The organism is Chlorobium phaeovibrioides, assembly GCF_003968655.1.
Classification (GTDB): Bacteria; Bacteroidota; Chlorobiia; order Chlorobiales; family Chlorobiaceae; genus Chlorobium; species Chlorobium phaeovibrioides.
In genome coordinates this window covers 290,633-313,674 of record NZ_RXYK01000001.1, presented here as the reverse complement: position 1 = coordinate 313,674, position 23,042 = coordinate 290,633, and the positions used below count along the sequence as shown (strand labels likewise).

Sequence of the window (23,042 nt, the reverse complement as noted above, 5' to 3'; positions counted from 1 at the left end):
CGGGGACATTCATGACTGAGTGTCTTTGTCGACTCATTGCAAAGAATTCAGGTCGTTCTTCACTCCCTGCTCCTGCTTTTCTTTTTTTTCTTCTTCTTCTTCCCCTTTTCCTGCCATGTTCGCTGCATGCTGCTGACCGGTCGGCCTCTTTTCCTGCACTTGCGGTTGAGCCGCTTCTCAGTGGAATAGACCGTCTTGATGTTTCACGATGCAGTGAGCTCAGCGGCCTAAGGGTGGGGCTCATTACCAACGAGGCCGCTGCTACAGGGACGGGAGAGCCGGGATATGCCATGATGCTCCGTCATGGTGTCAGGCTGCAGTATCTCATGGCACCCGAACATGGCTTTGCTGTAAATGTTGAGGCCGGCAGGAGCGCTGAGGGGACTATTCTCGCAGGCAATCTTCAAGTACATTCGCTCTACGGATCCACTCGTATTCCTGACGCTGCACTTCTCCAGCAGATTGATCTTCTCATATTCGATCTTCAGGATGTAGGAGTTCGTTGCTACACCTATCTGTCAACAATGAAAAACGCTATGCAGGCGTGCAGTGAAACCCGAACAGCTTTCATGGTGCTTGATCGCCCCAACCCGATTGCTCCGCTTGCGAGGGGTGGGTTCATGCTGGAGCCCCGGCAGGTTTCATTTGTTGGTGCGGAGGATATCCCTTTCATTCACGCCATGACGCTTGGTGAACTGGCTCAACTCATCAAAGCGCGCCATTTCCCTGATCTCAATCTTCATGTGATTTCCATGCAGGGATGGAGCCGCAACCGTTTCGGCGACGAATTTCCCGGCTTCACTTTTCGCAGCCCTTCACCCAACATCAGCAGCGTGGAAACTGCAATAGTCTACCCTGCAACGGTATTGCTTGAAGCCACCCGGATAAGCGAAGGACGAGGAACGGATGCCCCCTTTTTACAGTTTGGAGCCCCGTTCATTGATCCGGAACGCATTGCCGCCAGCCTCAACCAGGAGAATCTGCCGGGTGTTCGTTTCTTCCCGGTTTCATTTATCCCAACGACGAGCAAGTTCAAGGGCAAGCGTTGCAACGGGGTCAGGCTCTCCATTACGAACCGCCGTGAATTCAACGCTTTTATGACCGGCGTGGCCATTCTCCAGACACTTCACTGCCACTACCCCTCAGAGGCTGGAATAGATCATCACAAAGCTTTTTTTGACCGTCTTGCCGGAACATCCCGGTTGCGCGAGATGATCATGAGCGGGGCCTCTCTGGAAGGCATAATGAGTGAGAGCAGGCAGAACCGCGAAGGTTTTCTTCCGGCGCTTCTGTATCCCTGAGGGAGGCGGGATTCAATGCGGGACCTGCCAGGAGCCTTCAATTCCTTTTGGTGAAAACAGAATCTGCCATAACTGGACATGGCGGCCGCGGAATGAGCCGGCACAGCTCAGCAGGTAATAGCGCCACATTCTCATGAAACGCCTGCCGTAATGCTTTTCTATGTATTCGCTGTTTTTCTCCACATTTTCATACCAGGCTTTCAGCGTATGGAAATAGTCATGCCCGAATGAATGCCAGTCTTCCAGTATCATCAACCCTTCCGCAGCAGCGGCAATCTGCTTTGCCGAAGGCAGCATGGAATTGGGAAAGATATAACGGGTTGTCCACGGGTCGGTATTTGTGTCTGAACGGTTGCTTCCAATGGTGTGCAACAGGAAGAGCCCATCGGGTTGAAGCAGGTGTCGTACCGTTTGGAAAAAGCGGCGATAGTTTTTGTATCCGACATGCTCAAACATTCCGATGGAATAGATACGGTCATACCGCCCTGATACTTTCCTGTAATCCTCAAGGCGGATGTTCACAGCAAGCTCCTTGCAGTGGTCTTCTGCCCAGTGCGCCTGTTCTTTTGATATGGTGATTCCCGTCACTTCGGCTCCGTACTCCTCGGCTGCAAACCGTGCAGCTCCACCCCATCCGCATCCAATATCGAGAACCTTCATGCCAGCTTTCAGCTGAAGTTTTCTGAATATCAGGCGCAGTTTATTCTCCTGTGCGTCATCAAGCGTTTCTGCATTGTGCCAGTAGCCACAACTGTAGATCATTCGCCTGTCAAGCATGAGGCGGTAGAGATCGTTGCCGATATCATAATGCGTCTTTCCAACCTTGAGAGACCGGTGTATCCCCTGATGGTTGAAAAGTTTGCCGGCAAGCGCGTTGAGGATCCTTGGCAGGCCTGATACCTTTTGTTCAAGCCCCGCGCGCAGCACCCGGTAGAAGAACTCGTCAAGTGCGGGGGAGTCCCACCAGCCGTCCATGTAGGATTCGCCCACACCGAGATGGCCTTCAGTCAGAACACGACGGTAAAACCGGTTGTCATGGATGGAAATGTCCCATGGTTCGGGTCCATCAACAGTGACTCCGGCAGAGGCAAGCAGATGCTGCAGGTGGTGGCGGAAATATGAATCCCCCATACTCACAACTCCTTTTGTTGTTTGTTCTGGGGGAGACCGGTTCTTTTTCGCGTTGTATTGGCGCTCTTTGCGGGCGGCAACTGTCTGTTGCGGTTATTTTTTAGATGTTTTTTTTGGGCGACCTCTTTTTTTCTCGCCAGTCGCTTTCATTGTCGCACTCTTTGCATTGACATCCTCATCAGGATCAAAGTCTTCATCAAAAGCATCGTCTGAGAGTCCGTTCTCTTCAATCAGGTCAATCTCTTCATCCAGCTCTTCAATAGGGTCAAATGCAGGGGCTTTACTGTGTCCTTTGGAGCCCCGTCGGCTTTTCATGGCAGGTTCAATCAATGTGACGACTTCATTGATTGAGGAAAAAATATAGAGCTGTTTGTCAATGCAGGTCAGTTTCAGCAGGTCTTTTATCTGCTGGCAGAGAGCCACAAAAATGGCCAGTCCATGAGCGGTATTGGCGAGTTTGTGGGCCAGCAGTATGGAGCTGATTCCGCAGGAGTCAATTGCCTTTACTTTTGAGAAATCGATGATGAGATGGGTGTTGCCATTCTCTATCAGGTCTTCAAGAGTTTTTCTGTACGAAGGCCCATGACGAAAGTCAAAAACATCTTCTTCAATTTTAAGAATGGTGAGTTCTTTCCGATTCGATACTGAATGCTTCATTGTAAATTCCTACGATAAAACCTGTAAGAGATTACGAACTTGTTTTCTGTCAGCGATGTGAAAAATGAACCTTTTGATGTTGAACCAGCCCACTTCAATTATAGGTAAAAAAAAAGGGCATTGAGAATTTTTTTTATGCCCCGATAATGCTTCCTTCCGGTTACCAGAGGTAGCCGAATTTGAGACGATAGGCAAGGTCCCATGGATCAATGCCTGCCAGTGCATCTCCACTGTATTCGGCTTTGAGTTCAGCGCTGGTACTGAACCCGCCACGAATGGGGATTTTCAGTCCGGTCCAGGTATCAAGAACTACGCCGTTGAGGTTGTTGACATTTGCCAGCCCTTTCTGACGGTGGTAGAACTGCAGCGCATCGTCAATGATGGTGTGGCTGAAATCAAGCGACCAGGATCCTGCAAGGTAGGTGTTTTCGGGCAACGCGTCAAAAGACTCCTTCACTCCGTCCACACCAAATTCGGTGCTGAGTTTAGTTGTTGGTCTGTTGATGAACTGGATGCCCAGATAGGGCCCTGCCGTCAGGCGAAGGTTGAGATCGGCTATCCGGTCCGTTTTATAGGAGACTTTGCCTCCGTAGTATCGGAGCGATGAGACGATATTGTCGTATTTGGCAAGAATGAACCACCTGTCGGTTGTTTTTTCGTTTTCTGCGGTATCATACTCCAGCTCACTCTGCAGCTTGATTCTATGGTTGAGGTGCCGCCACTCCATGGCCAGATCAAGGTCGGCCTCCTCCTGCCGGGTGTTGCCACGGTCAATATTCAGCGACATTGCGGCTTCGCCCTTAAAAAGATGGCCATCCCCTGTCTGCCATGCTTCGGGGTTGATTGCCTGTATGGAGTTGCGGTTTTCCGCAGTGATGCTCATGACTGTTCTGGCGCCACCCTCTTTCATGAGTATTCGCATGGGGGAGTCGGAGGATATTCCGCTGATGGAATCCCATGCAATGAAGAGAGTTCCTGCATACTCTGTTTTGAGCTGGAGGACGCTTTTGTCCATCCGCACCACTGCACCGGAGATCCTGTCGCCATTGTGGAAGATGATTTCATCAATGGCCATTGCCGTGTGCGGCATGGTGATGAGCAGAATGGTCGAAATAACGAATGAAAAAAAACTGAAGGGGGTCAATCGGGTACTCATGCAAGTGATCTTGTTCAGGCTACTGAAGGGCCGCCAGTGGTTAGGGTTAGGGTTGGTGGGCAACCTACTTTCTTTTCTCCTGCAAGCCAAATAAAAAGTTCGACACTCAAGAAAGAAGGCTTTCGGCGAGCTCAGTGCGTTCCTGAGCGGTCAATGGCGCTTGAATCCAGTTGAGCTGCATCCGGTTGCGCAGAAAGGTCAACTGGCGTTTGGCGTAGTTGCGGGTGTGCTGTTGTATGAGGGTCACGGCCCCCTCAAGTGGGGTTTTTCTCTCCAGGTGGTCGAACAGTTCCTGATAGCCGACGGTAAGGAGTGCGGGCAGTGTACGGTTTGAGATTTCGGGACGGTATTTTTTCAGGAGAGCCTCTGCTTCCTGAAGGAGACCCTCGCTCATCATTTCCTCGACACGCAGGTTGATGCGCTGGTAGAGTTCTTCGCGCGGGAAATTGAGTGCCACAGCGTGGAATTGCATTTCGGGAGTTGGTGAGGGTGGTGTACTGCTTTTTCCGATGAGTTCTATGATTTCCAGGTTACGGATGAGGCGGTGGGTTTTTGTGTGGTCGAGGGTTGCCGCCCGTTCAGGGTCAAGGTCCTGAAGTTTTCTGTAGAGGGCACGGCTTCCTTGTTCGGCGAGTTCTTTTTGGAGCTTTTCGCGGATTTTCGGGTCAGCTGGAGGGAGGTCGGAGAACCCTTCAATGAGTCCCTGAAGGTAGAGGGGTGAGCCGCCTGCTACGATGACTGGGTTGCCTCGCTTGCGGATCATGGCTATGCGTGCTCGTGATTCTGTGGCGAATGCCCCTGCGCTGTAGGGCTCGCCAATGGTTTTTTCGTTGATGAAGTGGTAGGGGACTTCACCAAGCATTTCAGGAGTTGGCTTTGCTGAGCCGATGGTGAGTTCACGGTAAATCTGGCGGGAGTCGGCTGAAATTATTTCAGCGCCGGTTCTGAGTGCAACTTCGTGTGCGAGGGCTGATTTGCCGGATGCGGTGGGGCCGGTGATGACCAGTGCTGCGGGTTCTTTTGTCTTTGCCGGCATCGCCGTCAGCTCCTCAATTTCTGAAGTGCCATCCATACACGGGAGAGGGGAAGACCCATAACATTGTAGTAGCAACCGGTTATGCTGCAGACGAAGCAGGCCATGACAGGGTCCTGAATGCCGTATGAGCCTGCTTTGTCGAAAGGAGCTGCGGTGTTGATGTAGTGCAGTATCTCTTCCTCTGTCATCTTGTTCAGGGTTACTTCGGTTGTGGCGCATTCGCTGTAGAGGTGAGCTCTCTGGAGAAGCGCAAATCCAGTATGCACTTCGTGGGTTCTTCCCTGAAGCTGGAGGAGCATTTCGAGTGCTTCAGCCGCATTGGCCGGTTTGCCGAGAATACGCCCGTCTATAGCTACAACAGTGTCGGCTCCGAGCAGAACCGGATCTCTCGTGTCGTTCTGGAAGCTCTGTATTGCAGCCTTTGCTTTTTCCTCTGCTATGCGCCGGACATTCGATTCAATGCTTTCGGCCGGGTCAAGGTGTTCTGGTGTTTCTATGCTTACGGTGCTGAAAGAAAGGCCGCTCAGCTGCAGAATCTCTTTGCGTCTTGGCGATTGAGAGGCAAGAATGATTGGAGGAAAGGCCATGGTGCTCTTGATTTTTTTCAGTTGAGGTTGCTCCATCCACGGCGGTTCAGGTCCATGAAGATGAGGATGCCGGCAAGCGCTCCTGCCAGTATGAAGAGCGAACCCTGCAGGGGGTCCCCGAAGAGTATGCGTCCGGTGCCGAACAGGATGGAGTAGACCATGATGATGCCAAGGGCCCAGTCGAGAAAGAGGCGGAAGAAGCCTGTGTCGCCCTCTACTTCGGGCAGATTCTTTGCTACAGGTTGCCAGAGAATGCCTCCAACCCGTGTGGTGCGGTAGAAAGCTTCCAGGTGAGCCCGATCGGAGGGTTTGGTGAGGAAAGTGACTGCAAGCGTGCTGGCGATGGTGAAGGCGACGATAATGAAGATGGATGATGGAAAGACAATATCAGTGAAAAAGCTGAGGTAACCGTATGCGAGGAACGGAGCAACCATGGAGGTGATTTCACTCCATGCGTTGAGCCTCCACCAGAACCAGCGGAGGATGAGGACAAATCCTGTTCCGGCGCCGCACTGGATAAGGAACTCCCATGCGCCTGTAATGGTACTGAGAACGAAGAATGTTATGTAGAGGGCAAAGGCGGCCGTTAGGGCTGTGGTGAGTTTTGATACCCTGACATAGTGCCGGGCATCACCATCTGTTTTGATGAACCGTTTGTAAAAGTCGTTGATGAGGTAGCTTGTTCCCCAGTTGAGGTGTGTGGAGAGGGTCGACATGTAGGCCGCAAGAAATGCCGCAATAAGGAGCCCCTTGAGTCCCGGGGGGAGCACATCGCGCATGACATAGACAAAGCCGTCCTCTTTCTGGCCTACGGGCAGGTCGGGGAACATGACAAGGCTTGCCAGGGCAACAATTATCCATGGCCAGGGGCGAAGGCAGTAGTGCGCCACAGTGAACCAGAGGGTGGCGAGCAGGGAGTGCTTTTCGTCTTTGGCGCTCATCATCCGCTGTGCTATGTATCCGCCCCCTCCGGGTTCTGATCCGGGATACCATGAGGCCCACCACTGCACAAAAGCCATGGCGGCAAAGGATGCAAAAGGGAGGGCAAAGGCGCCGGCGCCATTCTGACCTGTGCTGTTTATTGCGGGGAAGAAGTCGAACATCCATGGGGGAAGTGCTGCCTGAAGTCCGCCTGCGTCGACAACTGCCGGAGACCGGACTGCCAGAACAGCAAGGATGACGCACCCGACAATGGCAATGACAAACTGCACGGCGTCGGTGATTGAGACGCCCCAGAGCCCTGAAAGCCCGGAGTAAAAGGTGGTGAGAAGAACGAGGGCTATGATGGTCAATTGAGGGTTGAGTTCCGGCATCATGATGCTGATGATCTTGAACATGGCCAGATTCACCCAGCCGATGATGACGGCGTTGATGAAGAGGCCGAAGTAGATCGCTTTGAACCCTCTGAGAAAGCGCGCGGCTTTTCCGCTGTAGCGGAGTTCTATGAATTCAAGGTCGGTAAGGATTTCAGCGCGGCGCCAGAGACGGGCGAAAAAGAAGACGGTCAGCATGCCTCCTGAGACAAAAGTCCACCAGACCCAGTTACCGGCTATGCCATGTTTGGCTACGAATCCTGTGACGGCAAGCGGAGTGTCAGCAGCGAAGGTGGTGGCCACCATGCCGGTTCCCGCTATCCACCAGGGGAGTTTGCGGCCCGAAAGGAAGAACTCACCAACATTTTCACTGGCTCTCTTTGAAAACCAGAGACCGATGAAAAGCGTCAGGAGAAGGTAGCCGAAGATGAAGCTGTAGTCGAGGATGTTGAGTGCGTTCATAGTCTCTGTGGAATCCGGGGGTGGGTGCCCCCGGGTTCATGTGATGAATGCCGGTGGATGGTCTCAGCACTCGATTCTGGAGAGTTCGAGGAAGCTGTCGTAACGGTCTTCAATGTCGAGCATGGTGAGGTCTGCAATTTTTTCTGTGCCGAATTTCTCGACGCAGAAGCTGGCCATGGCGCTGCCATAGAGAACGGCTTTGCGGAGCTCTGTGTCGTTGACTGTTTCGCAGCGTGAGAGGTGGCCTATGAAGCCTCCTGCAAAGGTATCGCCTGCTCCGGTGGGGTCAAAGATTGATTCAAGCGGAAATGCGGGGGCGGCGAAGATGCCGTTGTCTGTAAAAAGGAGCGCTCCATGTTCGCCTTTTTTGATGATGAGCGTTTTGGGGCCCATTTCGCGGATGATACGGGCTGATTTGACCAGATTGGGATCACCGCTGAGCAGGCGTGCTTCGCTGTCGTTAAGAATGAAGACATCGACGCGGCTCAGGGTTTTCTTCAGCGCTTCTGGTTTTCCCTCAATCCAGAAGTTCATTGTGTCGAGAATGACCATTTCGGGTTTCTGGATCTGGTCCAGCACCTTCATCTGCAGTTCAGGGTCGATGTTGCCGAGAACAACAATGCCTGTGTCCTGATAGCGCTGAGGTACGCGGGGATCAAAATCAGCAAATACATTGAGCTGGGTGTCAAGCGTATCACGGGTGTTCATGTCGTAGTGGTAGCGGCCTGCCCAGCGGAAGGTTTTGCCTTCTTCGACCACCTGAACGCCTTTGGTATCGATATTTCTGTTGTGCAGGAGCTTGAAGTGGCTCTCTTCAAAGTCGGATCCAACCACGCCTACCATCTGTATGGCGTCGGAAAAATAGCTTGCTGAAAGAGCGATGTAGGTTGACGATCCTCCAAGGGTGTTCATGGAACTGCCGAAGGGGGTTTCGATATCGTCAAATGCAAGAGAGCCGACAATGAGTATGGCCATGGTTGAATAAGGGTTTACGGTGTTGAATTGAATCGGATGAAGATGGTTATTGCGCCAAACAAGATACGATTTACAGCAATTTCTTTTCAATCGCCGTTCAGTTTTCCGTTGGGAGAAGAAAAAGCATGCATTCACCAGGCTGGAATGTTGCCTCAAGCCTATGGTTGACAATGGAATGCGGTTTTCGGCTGATGAGGTCTTCAAGCACGCCTGTTTTCATTCCGAATTCCAGCCCTCCTGTTATGGGTTCGTGCATGTTGCTGTTGCCGATGAAGAGCAGTGAACGCCCTTCGGCAGTTCTTTTGATGGCGAAAAGCTGCTCATGACTGACATAGGGAATTCCTATGGAGCCGGCTTCTCCAGAGAGAATGATGTCAAGGTATTGACTGCGGATGGCGATGATTTTCTGAATGTAGCTGGTGAGCGGCGGGAGAGTGTTGGTCTCCTTCCAGTCAATGGCTGCCGGGCTGAAGAGGGGGAGCGTTTCAGGCGGAAAGTTTGTCCGGTCTTCATCGGTGAAGTTCAGGCCGAGGTTCACAGGATGCCATTCGCTGACTTCCATGCCTGATTGGATGAAGGGAAGTGTTGGCAGTATGGCTGCGAGGGTGAAAATGAAGGCTGAGTAGTTGCGTCCGGCTGCTTCTTTCGGGAAGCGGAATGGAACTCTGGGTGTGTTGTGGTTTTCACCCGTACCGAAGAATGGCAGGGCGACCCCTGTTTTGTTGAGAAAGTTGAGAAGTCCGCGGATATAGATGATGTCATTGATGACAAAGGGCAGGGAGCCGAACACGGCGTTGAATCCTTCATCCCTGATTTCAGAGGTTGGGTTGAAGTTTTCGTCCCAGAACAGGAAGTCAGGGCGTGTTGCCCTGGCTTTTTCAACAATGTTTTTTTTGAGCAGAGGAGGCAGGGCGTGGCCCATGTCCATCATGGCGCCATCAATTCCGTATTCCTCCTGAAAGCGGGGAATGATGGAAGAAATTTCATTCCAGAGACCGGTATTGAAGGATTCGGGATCGTTGAGTGCCTCATCGTACATCCGGATGGTGTTGTAGGCGATGTAGTTGAACTCTTCAGGCCTGTGCATTTTCAGGTAGGTTACATCAGTCCATGCCGGCTGGCGGTCATCTGGCGGCCAGTCGGAGAATGCACTTGCTATTCTGCAGGCTTCTCCATTGGCATCGGTTGCCTGAATGCCTTCATTGGTTTTTGTGACTGTGACCGGGTGGGGGGCAAACTGCTCCTTAAAGGCCTCAGTGGGTGCGGGAAGGTAGGCGAGCTCGTGTCGGTCCACCTGCGAAAAGATGCGTGTGAGGGTATCCTGATCAAACTGCGGAGGGCCGTATGAAGATTGCGGCACATCGTTTTTCAGCCAGTAGAACCAGTCGGGGTGCTTTTCTATCCAGTTGCTGTCAGTGGCGGCCGTGCGGAATACAAATTCAAGGACAACACGCATTCCAAGAAGATGAGCTGCTTCAACAAATGCTTTCAATAGAATTTCCGGTGAAAGGTCGAGTGCGGGTTCAGCCAGCATCGGGTCCAGCTTCATCGGGTCTTTTATGGCGTATGGGGATCCGAGCGAGCCTTTCCTGTTGGCCGTACCGATTTCGGTCAGCGGCAGGAGGTAGACGGTGTTTGCTCCCAGTTTTTTTATGTAGGGTAAAAGAGCAATCGCTTTCAGAAGTGTCCCGGTTTCACGGAAGCCTTCTGGCAAAGGCTTTTCGGAGATGCTTCCGTCGCCGTTATGGTCAAATGCTGTCCCGAATCGTACAAAAAGGTTGTAGACGACGGTATCCTTTTGCCAGTTTTCAGGGAAGGTAGCGGCTGGTGTTGATGATCCGGTCTGCAGAATTTCTTCTATGCGTCCGATGAACCAGGGGGCAGGCGATTGGAGCGAGGCCCCTGTTTCTTCTGAATTCCATATGTTTGGTACGAGATAGCTGGCAGCTGAACTCTGCAATGCCTTCAGACGGTTGAGGAGAAGCTCTATTGTGGAAGTCGTTTCCATATTGGGGTAAACTGTCAATATATTAGTGTCATGAATTTTTCAGCCGAATGGTCGGATGGATACAAATGTAACATTTCAGATGCCTAATATCAGACTGGATGTTGAATATGACGGAACTTCCTATGCTGGCTGGCAGCGGCAGCCGAACGGCATAGTGACGGTGCAGGGTGAGATTGAGGCTGTGCTCAGTGAGATTCTGCAGGAAAAAATCAATCTTGCTGCAGCTGGCCGGACTGACAGGGGGGTTCATGCACGGGGGCAGGTGGTGAATTTTTCTACCCGTTCACCACTTGAGCATTCAAGAATCCGCCACTCTCTCAACTGCCTTCTCCCTTCATCCATATGCATACCTTCGTCGCAGCTTGTACCGGACGATTTTCACGCCAGATTCAGTGCATTGGAGCGGCAGTATCGTTATTTTGCCATTCCTGAGCCCTCGGCCTTGATGGGGCGTTATACCGGATGTTCACATGGAGATGTTGATTTTGCTCTCATGCAGCATCTCTCGTCTGGTCTTCGGGGGACTCATGATTTTTCCCTTTTTTCGAGAGAAGACCGGGATGGAAACGGGAGTCTCTGCACGGTTCGTGAGGCGGGATGGTACCGGCATAAAGGGGTGATGGTTTTTCATATAGCGGCAAACCGGTTTCTCAGGAGTATGGTTCGCGGTATTGTCGGTGGAATGCTCAGCGCGGGACGGGGTGAGCTTGACCCGGAGGAGTATCTCGGAATGCTTGGTGGAGGAGGCGGAGGGATGAGGGTTAAGCCTGCTGTTGCTTCCGGGCTCTTTCTCTGGCGGGTTCGATATTGACCGGCGTCATACCCCCGGGGCGTTCTCTGTTGCAATAGTCGGGAAGGGTGTTTATGTTGGTTTCATCTCTGAACAACAGGATTTTCATGTCATTTTTCAGATGTATCTGTGTTGCGTTCCTGTTTGCGTGTATTCCGTTGCGGAACATATCTGCTGCTGAAAATGCAGCGCCCAGTGTGGTATTCAGCAGTGCGTCCCTGTCGCAATCGCTCGACAGCCTTATGAACGCCACATATTTCAGTGACGAACATTTTGCATCTCCTTCGGGGAAATCAGCAATGCCGGGGTTCCCATCAACTTTTGTTCCCCAGTACAATGATTCGGTCTATACGGCACGAATTGCCGAACTGAACAGCAGAACCCGGTTCGAACTGACATACAACAAGTATGTGAACGGATTCATCAGGGTCTATGCGGTTGACAAGCGGCTTGCAACCGCCAAGATTCTTGGATTGAGAGAGGTTTATTTCCCTCTTTTTGAGGAGGCGCTTGCCATTTATGGGGTTCCTCCGGAAATGAAGTATCTCGCCATTGTTGAGTCGGCCCTTAATCCAACGGCAGTGTCCCGTGCTGGTGCACGGGGGCTCTGGCAGTTCATGTACCCGACGGGGAAGATGTATGGCCTTGAGTCATCGGCATTCATTGAAGACCGGTTTGATCCGCGCAAAGCCTCAATGGCTGCCGCAAGGCATCTTCGCGATCTGTATGACCGCTATGGGGACTGGTTTCTCGCCCTTGCTGCATACAATTCCGGTTCCGGGAATGTGAATCGTGCAATTCGGCGGTCGCGGGGCGGAAAAGATTACTGGGCCATCTGGAGGTATCTGCCAGCCGAAACCCGTGGCTATGTTCCGGCGTTCATTGCGGTCAACTACATCATGAACTATCACCAGGAACACAACCTTCTTCCGCTCCGCCCCGGGTATCTCTATCAGGATATAGAAAATGTCAGCGTCATGCGTCCTCTCTCTTTTGAACGCATCAGTGCTGCTGTCGGCATTTCCGTGGAAGATCTCAGGTTTCTCAATCCGCAGTATACGCACGGCATTATCCCTTCATCCGTTGACTCTCCCTATGAGCTGCGACTTCCTAAGCATCATGCCGCTCTATTCGCCGCTGTTGAAACGCGGCTCTATGACGCCCTTTCCATTCCGGTGCCTGACAGTTCAGCGGTTGCAGAGAGTGTCACTCCTGACAGCATCAGGGTCTCTTTTGTTGCTGTTGCGCCCCGCCTTCTTTCCTACAAGGTGAAAAGGGGAGAAACACTTGCCGTGATTGCCCGTCGGCATGACACGACAGAGGGACGGTTGATGGAGTTGAATGGTCTCGGTTCCCCCGCCTCACTTTTTCCCGGTCAGATTCTCAAAATCGAAAAGGTTTCCGGTGGGGGGCTTCTGGTGAAAAAAGGAGTTGTGGTGAAATACCACAGGGTCCGCCGCGGGGAGACCCTCGGCAAGATAGCCAGAAAGTACAGGGTAAGCATGGCAAGGCTTGCCTCATGGAACAGGCTGAGAGGGAAAAAAGTGATTTATCCGGGCCAGAAGCTTCGCGTTACTGCCCCATAGCATTTTCCCCGGCTAAGGAATAGTTGGACGCGTCATGTCCACTTATTGGATTATTTATTATCTTAATCCTTTTCAGGTTGATCGAATGATCGGAGATCAATGGGGAGCTTTTCAATAATTCTTTAATCGAGAATCATTAAATCGTATGCGTAATATCATTTTTACTGGAAAGGGTGGCGTGGGCAAAACTTCTGTAGCTGCCGCAACGGCCCTCAAAGCAGCTGACCTGGGTTTCAAGACACTCATTATGTCTACTGATCCGGCACACAGCCTTGGCGACTCTCTTGATGTTCAGCTCGGCCCATCACCTGTCAAGATCACTGAAAATCTCTGGGGTCAGGAGGTCAGTGTTTTTGGCGATCTCAACCTGAACTGGGATGTTGTCAGAGAGCATTTTGCTTCACTGATGGAGTCTCGTGGAATTGAAGGAGTCTATGCTGAAGAGATGGGTGTTCTGCCCGGCATGGAAGAGCTTTTCTCACTCTCTTATATCAAACGCTATAACGAAGAACAGGCTGATTTCGACCTTTTAGTTGTTGACTGCGCTCCTACCGGAGAAACTCTCCGCCTGCTTTCGCTGCCTGAAACATTCGGCTGGTTCATCAAACTTATCCGCAATGTTGAGAAATACATGGTGAAGCCGGTCATCAGGCCGCTTTCCAAGAAAATCAAGAAGATTGACGATTTCGTGGCTCCTGAAGAGGTGTATGAGAAGGTCGACAACCTCTTTTCTTCAACGGAAGGAATTATTGATCTGCTTGCTGATGGAAGCAAATCTACGGTCCGTCTTGTCATGAACCCTGAAAAGATGGTTATCAAGGAGTCCATGCGGGCTCTTACCTATCTCAACCTGTATGGTATTACGGTTGACAGCATTACAATCAACCGCGTCATGCCCGATCAGAGCAGTGATACATATTTCCAGAAATGGCGCGCCATTCAGCAGAAATATATTGAACAGATTCAGGATGCATTTGCACCGATTCCGATTGCCGAGGTCCCGCTTTTCGAGGGTGAGGTGGTTGGTCTTGATATGCTTCGCAAGGTTGGTGCAAAAGTCTATGGCGATAAGAATCCTCTTGATATCATGTTCAAGGAGAATCCCATTGACATCAAAAAGGTGTCGGAAGGCCATTACACTGTTCGTGTTCGTCTTCCCTTCATTGATCATATGGGTATGGAGCCGAAAATTCTCAAGCTCGGCGATGATCTTACCATCCGTATTGGCGATTATCAGAAAATTGTTGCATTGCCGATTTTCCTTGCAGGGATGGAATCAACAGGGGCATCATTTGAAGACAAATGGCTCAACATTGATTTTGAGCGCAAACACTGATCTGTTTTTGTTCAACGACCACGCAACACAAAAAACCCGCCACTTGAAGGCGGGTTTTTTCGTTTGTCTCACACAGCGTCATTTCCCATTACGGATATAATTGCTCCATGTCCTCCGGATATGTCACGGTTTTTTTTATCTTCCTTCCAAACATTTTAATGGCTTGATTTTTTTTGCATAGCTGATGGAACAGTTACAGGATTTAAGAGTTTCGGGTATTACCCGTCTTTCAGCCCCCCGTGTGCTGAAAGAGAAATTGCCGGTCGATGAGAATGCCGCCTCCGTCATTCTTTCAGGCCGTCGCGAGATTGAAGATATTTTGACCGGCAGGGACCAAAGGATGCTGGTGATAGTAGGGCCATGCTCCATCCATGATATTGGAGCAGCAGAGGAATACGCCCGGCATCTCACGGAACTGCGTGAAGAGCTGAAGAATGAGCTCTGTATTGTCATGCGTGTCTATTTTGAGAAGCCGAGGACAACCGTCGGGTGGAAAGGATTCATCAACGATCCCCACCTGAATGATACTTATGATATTGAGCACGGACTCTATTACGCGCGGAAACTCCTGCTTGACATCAATGCCATGGGGCTGCCGGCAGCAACCGAATTTCTTGATCCCATTTCACCCCAGTATGTGGCGGATGTAGTCAGCTGGGCGGCCATAGGTGCGCGTACCATTGAGTCGCAGACGCACAGGCAGATGGCAAGTGGCCTCTCCATGCCGGTAGGATTCAAGAACTCCACCGATGGGCGCATAAGCGTTGCTGTAGACGCCATCCGCTCGGCCATGCATCCGCATAGTTTTCTTGGTATTGATCAGGACGGTCACAGCAGTGTGATTACAACCAAAGGAAACCCGTTCGGTCATCTGGTCCTTCGTGGAGGACCGCACCCCAATTATGACCCGGCCAGCATCACTGCCGCAGAGGCTCTTCTTTCAAAAGGAGGCCTCCGCCAGGCTCTTCTTGTTGACTGCAGCCACGCAAACTCAGGGAAAAAACATGCCGAACAGCTCAATGTGTGGGAGAGTGTTCTCGGGCAGAAGGTTGATGGCAATAAAAGCATTGCAGGCGTCATGATTGAAAGCAACATATGCTCGGGTAATCAGCCGTTCCCGGAAGATCCCGCCAAGCTTCGTTACGGAGTTTCCATTACTGATGAATGTGTTTCCTGGAAAGAGACTGAACGGATGCTCCGCGAAGGGGCAGAAGTAATGCGCACTATTTTATAGTACCTTACAATACAACTAACACTAAACAAATACCGACATGAACATTGATAAACTCGTTCTGGCTATCGCAGGCCTTCTTATTCTCCTCAGTGTCGCTCTTGCTCTCACAGTGAGCAACGGATGGCTCTGGCTTACCGGCGTTGTTGGCTTTATGATGCTGCAGTCTGCATTCACAGGGTTCTGCCCAATGGCACTTATTCTGAAGTCGCTCGGCGTTGAGCCCGGCAATGCCTTCAAGTAAACAGGACAGGCTGTTTCCATGCTGCCCTCATCCCCCTTTCGAGGGGGATTTTTTTTAATCCCACGGGAGTAACGCATATGGCTGTAGAAGTCAGGCAGGTTCGCACTAAAGCAGAGCGAAAAGAGTTCATCAGGTTTCCCTGGAACATATACCGCAATGACCCTGAACTTGGAAAAAACTGGGTTCCCCCGGTTATTTCCGACTATATGAATACGCTGGATACGGATGTGTTCCCACTCTATGAACATGCTGACCTGGAAATGTTCACCGCATGGAAAGATGGTGAGATGGCCGGAACCATTGCAGCAGTAGCAAACCACCGTCATCAGGAGTTTCATGACGACCGGGTGGGTTTCTGGGGCTTTTTTGAGTGCATCAACGACCAGGAAACCGCCAATGCTCTTTTCGCTGCAGCCGCAGTATGGCTTAATGCCAAAGGTCTTGATACAATGCGTGGTCCGGTCAGCCCATCAATGAACGACCAGTGCGGTATGCTGACCAAAGGGTTCGACACCCCACCTGTGTTCCTGATGCTCTACAATCCTCCATATTATAATGACCTTGTGAAAAATGCAGGTCATGGTATAGGGCAGGAGCTGCTTGCCTGGTACATCGACCAGAAAATCATTGATATTGAGCGTCTCCGCAAAATAGCGGCACATGTAATGAAGCGCGAGAAACTCTCGATCAGGACCTTGAATATGAAGGATTTCGACAATGAGATTGAGCTCATCCGCGACATTTACAATAAGGCTTGGGAAAAGAACTGGGGTTTTGTTCCCATGACCGACAAAGAGTTCAACTATCTTGCCAAAAATCTCAAGCCAATTGCCAATCCCCATTACATTTACTTTGTTGAAGACAGCGACGGTCGTGCCATCGGGTTCTCACTGTCACTTCCCGACGTCAATCAGGCCCTCCGCCATGTGAACGGCAATCCATTCTCGCCATGGGGGTTCCTGAAATACCTCTGGTACAGCCGCAACATCTCAATGGTACGCACAATCACCATGGGCGTGCTTCCTGAGTATCGCAACAAGGGGATTGACAGCATTCTCAACACCCATATAGCAGATTACGGCGGACAGCACGGTGTTTTTGCCAGCGAAATGAGTTGGGTGCTCAAGGCCAACGAAGCTATGAGCAAGCTGGCCAAGGTGATTGGAGGGAAGCCTTACAAGGAGTATGTGATTTACGAGAAGCGGATCAGCTGAGAATATGTTTTAGCCTGATATTCAGAAAACGATTATTCATTTTTCCCATACAACAGCAAAGGGGCCCGAGGGCCCCTTTGCTGTTGTCACACACGACAACCTGACGAAAGAACATGGTAAAGCTTTAGAACGAGGCCATGAAGACGAGGTTAGACTTTGCTGTGTCGGGGTTGTAGATGTAGGAAGCGGTGTAGCGATCCTTCGAAACGGAAACACCGGTGTTGACAACAGCGAACTTCTTGCCTTCAAGGTCGCCGTAATAGTCTTCGTCTCCTGCTCCCACAACTGCCGATGCTGTGTAGCCATCTTTTTCGTAGAACTGGTAGCCAGCCTCACAGTAAGTTGCGTTGCCATAGTCGTTACCGCCAACAAAAACAGCAGCAAGCAGGCTCAAATCACCGAACTCTGCTGAAGCGCTGACTTCAAGCGTGTTGATGCCGTCGCTGCTGAAATCGAACGAGTCGGTTTCAGTGTCGTTCGGAAGGCTGTAGCTGGTGAGGGTAACGCTGGCAGGGCCGACCGGAACGGTCAGGTAAAGGTCAATCTCCTTGTAACGGTAGTCTCCATTCCCTTCAATAGCGCTTGCGGTGTTCTTTTCAATGGCGTATGAGCCCCAGGCGCCGATTTCAACTCCCATGCCGGGAAATGTATAGGAAAGGCTCGGCTGTATGGCGAAGGAGTCACCTAGCTCGGTACCTCTCCATACATAACTGCTGACAACATCGGCGCCGATGCTGAAGCCTTCGTCGGCCATTGCTGTGCCTGAAAAGCCGGTTGCGAGAAGAGCCGCAACGGTCAGAAATTTTGTGGTCTTTTTCATTGAATTGCTCCTGTGTTTTTTTTTGTGTGGTTGATCAGCTCGCCCCCTTTGTGGGGGCTCGCCTTTATTGATAAAAGAACAGTTATCCGATAGCGTCGTTGCCTTTCTCTTCGGTACGGATCCTGATGCATTCAGGAAGGTCGAAGACGAAGATCTTTCCGTCACCGATTTCACCGGTCTTTGCCCCTTTGATAATGGCCTGTACGGTTTTGTCGGTGTACTCTTCATTGACTCCGATTTCAAGCTTGATCTTCTTCAGAAGGTTGATCTCGCTTGGCACTCCACGATAGACTTCGGTGTAACCACCCTGTGAACCGCAGCCGAGCGCGTTGGTTACGGTCATTTTTCTGACTCCAACCTCGGCAAGCGCAGCCTTGACATCTGTCAGCTTGTGCGGCTGGATCATTGCGATAATGTATTTCATTCGATTGCTCCGGTTGATTTACTGTGTTGTGAATATTTCAAACCCGTAGTAGGCTTCCTCTTCATGTTCAGAAATGTCGAGGCCTTTCATCTCTTCTTCTCTTGATACCCTGAGTATGCCGATGGCTTTCAGTATGCCAAAGAGCACAAGCATGGTCCCGAACCCCCAGAGCGGTATGGCTGTTGAGCCAATCAGCTGAGCCATGAGGGGCTTGCCTCCAAAGATGCCGGCTGCAATGCCGCCCCAGATGCCATTCAGGCCATGTACCGGCCATGCACCGACAGGATCGTCAATCTTGAGCATGTCAAGCAGTTTGATGCCTGATACCACCAGAATTCCACCAACTGCACCAATGATGAGTGCTTCATTGTAGTCAACCGCATCGCAGTTTGCCGTGATTGCAACAAGTCCTGCGAGCATACCGTTGAGACCCATGGTAAGATCGGGCTTTTTGAACAGTGCCCAGGCAAACATCATTGCCACAAAAGCGCCCGCTGTTGCAGCAAGGGTGGTGTTTGTTGCAATTATCATGACTGCGGCAGTGTTATCGCCGCCGACAACAGCAAGCTGGCTGCCGGGGTTGAAGCCGTACCATCCAATAAGAAGGATGAACACGCCAAGCGTACTGAGAGCAAGGTTGTGTCCGGGCATTGCATTGGGTTTGCCGTCGGCATTGAAACGACCGAGCCTTGGTCCAAGAACTATGGCTCCTGCAAGTCCTGCAAACCCACCGAGTGCGTGCACGACGAGCGAACCGGCGAAATCATGGAAGCCAAGTGTGTTCAGCCACCCGCCGCCCCATTTCCACATGCCGCTGATCGGGTAGATGAAGGCGGTCAGCACAGCAGAATAGATGAGGTAAGATTTGAACTGCATTCTTCCTGCGACTGCTCCTGAGACTATTGTGGCTGCAGTTGCGGCAAATGCTACCTGGAAAAGGAAATCAACGGCAGGGTGGAGAACGCCGGCGCCAATTTCGGATGACGCGCTTCCGATTCCGAAGCCTCCGAATCCAAACCATCCGCCTTCAAAAGCTCCACCGGGATACATGAGGCCATATCCGATGAAGTAGAACAGAATGGCGCCGATTGAAAGATCCATAAGGTTCTTGAACAGGATGTTGACCGTGTTCTTGGCGGCATTGAGTCCTGTCTCGACAAGTGCGAACCCGGCCTGCATGAACAGGACCAGCACGGCACAGATGAAGAGAAAGAAGTTGTCGATCGCGTAGGCATTGACTGCATCCGCTGTTGCCTCAGCCGCATGAAGCTGCGGACTGAAGAGAGCGGCAGCCACAAGCAGGCCTGCGGAGAGGACTCCCGTTTTCAGTGTTAATCGTTTCATACTGATGACTGTTTACTGTTTGTTTAAAAGTTAAGGCGTTGAGAGTGATACAGGAAGTTCTTTAAGTGAACTTCTTGGATTAAAGTAAATAAATAATGCAAAAGAACAAATAGGTAACAAATAATTAGAAAAAAAAATCAGTCGTCTGAAAAAATTAAGGCGCTCTGTGGTGCTGGCGGGTCTTGTTCGGCGGTTTGGCTGGTGGTACCTTATAAGTATGTGAAATGCTTTCTTTGCGCTTTCAGATGGATTTTTTATGAGAACGAACTCGATTGTATTGGCAAGCAGGGCAGAAGAGTGGGATGCTCTTCAGTCATGGGTTGAGGCTTTTGCCTGCAGCGAGAGATACGACAGTGCGTTTCTCTCTGACCTGCTTCGTGTACTCAAGGAGGCGTTTGTCAATGCCCTTCATCATGGCAACCGCAATGATGAGAGGTTCCCGGTTACTGTTATGATGACAGCTCTTGGAATGGAAGGAGTGAGGGTTCTGCTTGTGGAGGTTAGGGATTGTGGTGCCGGATTTTGTCTTGAGGATATTTCGGACCCGACTGCTGAAGAATTCCTGCTCTGTTCTTCAGGACGGGGAATGTATATTATCAAGAGCGTTGCCAGTATTGACGGCGTTGAGTGTAATGAAGACGGTTGCAGTATCAAGCTACGGTTTGAGCCTTTTTGACCCCAACCCTGTAAAACAGGAAATACCTATTATGATGGATCTTTCACGAAGCGCTGCATGGAGCGCCCTGGTATCGCATAAACATAAAGTTGAGACGCTTCATATGAGGGAGATGTTTGCTGCTGATCCTGAACGATGCAATCGATTTTCTATTCAGTGGAAGGGTCTGCTGTTTGATTATTCCAAGAATCTGGTGACTCCCAAAACGCTGGAGCTGCTGATGGATCTAGCCCGACAGGCAGGTGTTGAGGAGCGACGCAATGCAATGTTTCGCGGAGAGGCCATAAATTTTACTGAGAACCGCTCTGTACTTCATACCGCCCTGCGCCGTCCGCAGGGTGAGAGCATGATTGTTGACGGCCTGGATGTTCCTGAGGCTGTTGCAGCAGTTCTTCACCAGATCAAGGAGTTTACCGCCAAGGTGATTTCCGGCGAATGGAAAGGGTATACGGGAAAGAGAATCACTGATGTTGTCAATATCGGTATTGGTGGGTCTGATCTTGGCCCCTGCATGGTTGCAGAGTCACTCAAGCCGTTCGCACATGGTTCAATCAAGGTCCATTTCGTCTCCAATATTGACGGAACCAACATTGCTGAAACCCTTAAGCAGCTGCATGCTGAGAGCACATTGTTTGTCGTGGCTTCAAAAACTTTCACGACACAGGAGACGCTGACCAATGCCATGTCTGCAAGAGAGTGGTTTCTCAACCGTGCTGTTCAGCCGGAGCACATCGCACGCCATTTTGTGGCGGTATCGACCAACCGGGATAAAGTTCAGGAGTTCGGTATTGATGTTGCCAATATGTTCGGGTTCTGGGACTGGGTGGGTGGCCGCTACTCGCTCTGGTCGGCAATAGGTCTTTCCATAGCACTGTACCTTGGCTTTGATGCGTTCATGGAGCTTCTCCGGGGAGCCAATGCGATGGATCGGCATTTTACTGAAGAACCGATTGAAAGCAATATTCCGGTGATTCTTGCAATGCTTGGCATCTGGTACAATAACTTCTTCGATGTCCATTCACACGCAGTAATTCCTTACGACCAGTACCTTCACCGTTTCCCTGCATATCTGCAGCAGCTGGATATGGAAAGTAACGGCAAGCGGGTTGACCGTCTTGGGAAAACTGTTGAGTATGCAACCGGCCCTGTCATCTGGGGTGAGCCCGGAACCAATTCACAGCATGCCTTTTTCCAGCTTCTCCATCAGGGAACAGGATTCATTCCTGCTGATTTCCTTCTGCCTCTGAAAACTCAGAACCCGCTTGGAGATCATCATGACATTCTTGCTGCCAACTGTTTCGCTCAGACAGAGGCTCTGATGAAGGGGAAAAATGAACAGGAGGTTCGTGAGGAGCTTATGGCCGCAGGACTTTCTGACGACACCATTGCCATGCTTCTTCCTCACAAGGTTTTCCCCGGCAACCGGCCGACGAATTCACTCGTGTTCAATGAGCTTGATCCCTTTATGCTTGGTGCTCTGATTGCGATGTATGAGCACAAGGTTTTTGTGCAGGGGGTTGTCTGGCAGATCAATTCCTTCGATCAGTGGGGCGTGGAACTGGGCAAACAGCTTGCAAAGGTGATTCTGCCTGAACTTCAGGGAGGAGAAGAGATTGACGCGCATGACTGTTCAACCAACGCTCTTATTGAGGCATACAGGGCCATGAGGGGGCAGCATGGCAGACCCTCCAGTGAGCAGATTTCATTCTTCGATGAACCTTGACAGGTTGGGGCTTTTTTTGATGGTCCCCGTGCTGTCGATAAGGATGAATGCTACAGTTGTATCGCGTCTGGTGACTTCGAGAGATTTTTCGCTGCCAAGAATGTAAAAGGCGGTTGCATATGCATCTGCCTTTGCAGGATCAGCGGAGAAGACGGTTGAACTTTTCATTCCCTCTTTCGGCCATCCCGTTTTCAGGTCAATAATGTGGTGGTAGCGTTTACCTTTCCATGTGAAATAGTTTTCATACCCTCCGCTTGTGGCAATTCCGCATGCCTTCTTTATCCTGAAGCGCACGACTGGCGGTGCGTTGCTCAGGTCTGGATTCTGAATCCCTGATGTCCATGGCTCGCTTCCTTTCTTGCCATGCACGAAGAGGTCTCCGCCGGCGTCAATGATGTAGTCCGTTATCCCTTTTTTTTCAAGGATGAGCCCGGCCTGTTTTGCTGCATACCCTTTTCCGATACCACCAAATCCGATTCTCATGCCTTTATTTCGGAGGAACAGTGTCATTTCCTCTCGATTGGTTTCAACTTCCCGCCAGTTGACAAACTGAAGCGCGCTGTTGATGCTGTCCTGAGTTGGCGGCTGCTTCCGGTGTCGAATGTTCCAGAGCTCGCCTAAGGGAAGAAATGTGCAGTCGAATGCTCCATCGGTGTGCTCAGAAATACTCAGGGCAAGATCAGTAACCCTGAGAATATCAGGGGTGATGGGTACAGGAGATTCTCCGGCGCGCTGTGCGGCCCTGGAGACAGGACTCTCTTCAATCCATTCGCTCAGCTGCGATTCAAGCCGGGCGATTTCACGAAATGCATCTTTGTATGACTGCCTTACGCTGTCTTCGGAAATGGAAGAAACGGCTGACTTGAACTTGAATACGGTGCCCATGAGCACTTTTTCCTGCTCATAAAGCCTTGCCGGGGGATCGTTGGGGGTGCAGGAAAGGAGTGCTGAGAGCGGCAGCAAACCCAGAAGAATATGGCGGAAGAAGTGAGCCATAGCGGTGTTGGGAGTGCTGCCTTGGGGGTGGC

At 51.0% G+C, this 23,042-nt stretch carries 21 protein-coding genes; 9 read left to right on the top strand and 12 right to left on the bottom strand.

Annotated features, from left to right (window positions below; genetic code table 11):
• Positions 1-11 precede the first annotated feature (11 nt).
• Positions 12-1,301 (top strand): exo-beta-N-acetylmuramidase NamZ family protein, encoded by a 1,290-nt coding sequence (locus tag EKD02_RS01420; RefSeq protein ID WP_126383466.1) that lies wholly within the window; start codon positions 12-14, stop codon positions 1,299-1,301.
• Between the two features lie 12 nt (positions 1,302-1,313).
• On the opposite strand, the gene cfa is transcribed toward EKD02_RS01420, so the two are convergent.
• The 8 genes from cfa to EKD02_RS01380 form a co-directional block, all read right to left on the bottom strand.
• Complete coding sequence (gene cfa / locus EKD02_RS01415; protein WP_126383464.1) at positions 1,314-2,432, bottom strand: cyclopropane fatty acyl phospholipid synthase; 1,119 nt, start codon at positions 2,430-2,432, stop codon at positions 1,314-1,316.
• Positions 2,433-2,525: 93 nt separating this feature from the next.
• A complete protein-coding gene (locus EKD02_RS01410) occupies positions 2,526-3,089 on the bottom strand; it encodes an STAS domain-containing protein (RefSeq protein WP_126342390.1) in 564 nt (187 codons plus the stop codon).
• Between the two features lie 160 nt (positions 3,090-3,249).
• Entirely contained in the window at positions 3,250-4,245 is a 996-nt protein-coding gene (locus EKD02_RS01405) for a DUF481 domain-containing protein (protein WP_244924379.1), read from the bottom strand.
• Positions 4,246-4,351: 106 nt separating this feature from the next.
• Positions 4,352-5,281, bottom strand: coding sequence for a tRNA (adenosine(37)-N6)-dimethylallyltransferase MiaA (gene miaA / locus EKD02_RS01400; RefSeq protein ID WP_126383462.1), 930 nt, complete (start codon positions 5,279-5,281; stop codon positions 4,352-4,354).
• Positions 5,282-5,286: 5 nt separating this feature from the next.
• Positions 5,287-5,868: a Maf family protein gene (locus EKD02_RS01395; RefSeq protein ID WP_126383460.1), complete on the bottom strand. Its 582-nt coding sequence runs from the start codon at positions 5,866-5,868 to the stop codon at positions 5,287-5,289.
• 17 nt (positions 5,869-5,885) lie between these two features.
• Positions 5,886-7,643, bottom strand: coding sequence for a sodium:solute symporter family protein (locus EKD02_RS01390; protein ID WP_011890018.1), 1,758 nt, complete (start codon positions 7,641-7,643; stop codon positions 5,886-5,888).
• 63 nt (positions 7,644-7,706) lie between these two features.
• The gene (locus EKD02_RS01385; RefSeq protein WP_011890019.1) at positions 7,707-8,618 is read right to left on the bottom strand and encodes a PfkB family carbohydrate kinase; all 912 of its coding nucleotides are present in this window, start codon (positions 8,616-8,618) and stop codon (positions 7,707-7,709) included.
• A gap of 97 nt (positions 8,619-8,715) precedes the next feature.
• Positions 8,716-10,626: an alpha-amylase family protein gene (locus tag EKD02_RS01380; protein WP_126383458.1), complete on the bottom strand. Its 1,911-nt coding sequence runs from the start codon at positions 10,624-10,626 to the stop codon at positions 8,716-8,718.
• A gap of 79 nt (positions 10,627-10,705) precedes the next feature.
• On the opposite strand from EKD02_RS01380, the gene truA reads away from it, so the two are divergent.
• From truA to EKD02_RS01350, 6 genes are all read left to right on the top strand, one after another.
• Positions 10,706-11,437: a tRNA pseudouridine(38-40) synthase TruA gene (gene truA, locus EKD02_RS01375; protein WP_126383456.1), complete on the top strand. Its 732-nt coding sequence runs from the start codon at positions 10,706-10,708 to the stop codon at positions 11,435-11,437.
• An 86-nt stretch (positions 11,438-11,523) separates the two neighbouring features.
• Positions 11,524-13,002: a lytic transglycosylase domain-containing protein gene (locus tag EKD02_RS01370; RefSeq protein WP_225739459.1), complete on the top strand. Its 1,479-nt coding sequence runs from the start codon at positions 11,524-11,526 to the stop codon at positions 13,000-13,002.
• Between the two features lie 145 nt (positions 13,003-13,147).
• The gene (locus tag EKD02_RS01365) at positions 13,148-14,338 is read left to right on the top strand and encodes an ArsA family ATPase (protein WP_126383452.1); all 1,191 of its coding nucleotides are present in this window, start codon (positions 13,148-13,150) and stop codon (positions 14,336-14,338) included.
• A gap of 184 nt (positions 14,339-14,522) precedes the next feature.
• The gene (locus EKD02_RS01360; RefSeq protein ID WP_126342378.1) at positions 14,523-15,572 is read left to right on the top strand and encodes a 3-deoxy-7-phosphoheptulonate synthase; all 1,050 of its coding nucleotides are present in this window, start codon (positions 14,523-14,525) and stop codon (positions 15,570-15,572) included.
• A gap of 37 nt (positions 15,573-15,609) precedes the next feature.
• Positions 15,610-15,813: a YgaP family membrane protein gene (locus tag EKD02_RS01355; protein ID WP_011890025.1), complete on the top strand. Its 204-nt coding sequence runs from the start codon at positions 15,610-15,612 to the stop codon at positions 15,811-15,813.
• 77 nt (positions 15,814-15,890) lie between these two features.
• Positions 15,891-17,027 (top strand): GNAT family N-acetyltransferase, encoded by a 1,137-nt coding sequence (locus EKD02_RS01350; protein WP_126383450.1) that lies wholly within the window; start codon positions 15,891-15,893, stop codon positions 17,025-17,027.
• A 124-nt stretch (positions 17,028-17,151) separates the two neighbouring features.
• On the opposite strand, the gene EKD02_RS01345 is transcribed toward EKD02_RS01350, so the two are convergent.
• From EKD02_RS01345 to EKD02_RS01335, 3 genes are all read right to left on the bottom strand, one after another.
• Positions 17,152-17,847, bottom strand: a complete 696-nt coding sequence (locus EKD02_RS01345; protein WP_126383448.1) for a TorF family putative porin — start codon at positions 17,845-17,847, stop codon at positions 17,152-17,154.
• A gap of 82 nt (positions 17,848-17,929) precedes the next feature.
• Complete coding sequence (locus tag EKD02_RS01340) at positions 17,930-18,271, bottom strand: P-II family nitrogen regulator (protein WP_011890028.1); 342 nt, start codon at positions 18,269-18,271, stop codon at positions 17,930-17,932.
• 18 nt (positions 18,272-18,289) lie between these two features.
• A complete protein-coding gene (locus EKD02_RS01335) occupies positions 18,290-19,615 on the bottom strand; it encodes an ammonium transporter (RefSeq protein ID WP_011890029.1) in 1,326 nt (441 codons plus the stop codon).
• 256 nt (positions 19,616-19,871) lie between these two features.
• On the opposite strand from EKD02_RS01335, the gene EKD02_RS01330 reads away from it, so the two are divergent.
• Both EKD02_RS01330 and pgi read left to right on the top strand, forming a co-directional pair.
• Positions 19,872-20,291, top strand: a complete 420-nt coding sequence (locus EKD02_RS01330) for an ATP-binding protein (protein WP_011890030.1) — start codon at positions 19,872-19,874, stop codon at positions 20,289-20,291.
• A 34-nt stretch (positions 20,292-20,325) separates the two neighbouring features.
• Entirely contained in the window at positions 20,326-22,014 is a 1,689-nt protein-coding gene (pgi, locus tag EKD02_RS01325) for a glucose-6-phosphate isomerase (RefSeq protein WP_126383505.1), read from the top strand.
• On the opposite strand, the gene EKD02_RS01320 is transcribed toward pgi, so the two are convergent.
• Positions 21,994-23,010, bottom strand: coding sequence for an FAD:protein FMN transferase (locus EKD02_RS01320; RefSeq protein WP_011890032.1), 1,017 nt, complete (start codon positions 23,008-23,010; stop codon positions 21,994-21,996). The genes pgi and EKD02_RS01320 overlap by 21 nt on opposite strands.
• Positions 23,011-23,042: the final 32 nt, after the last annotated feature.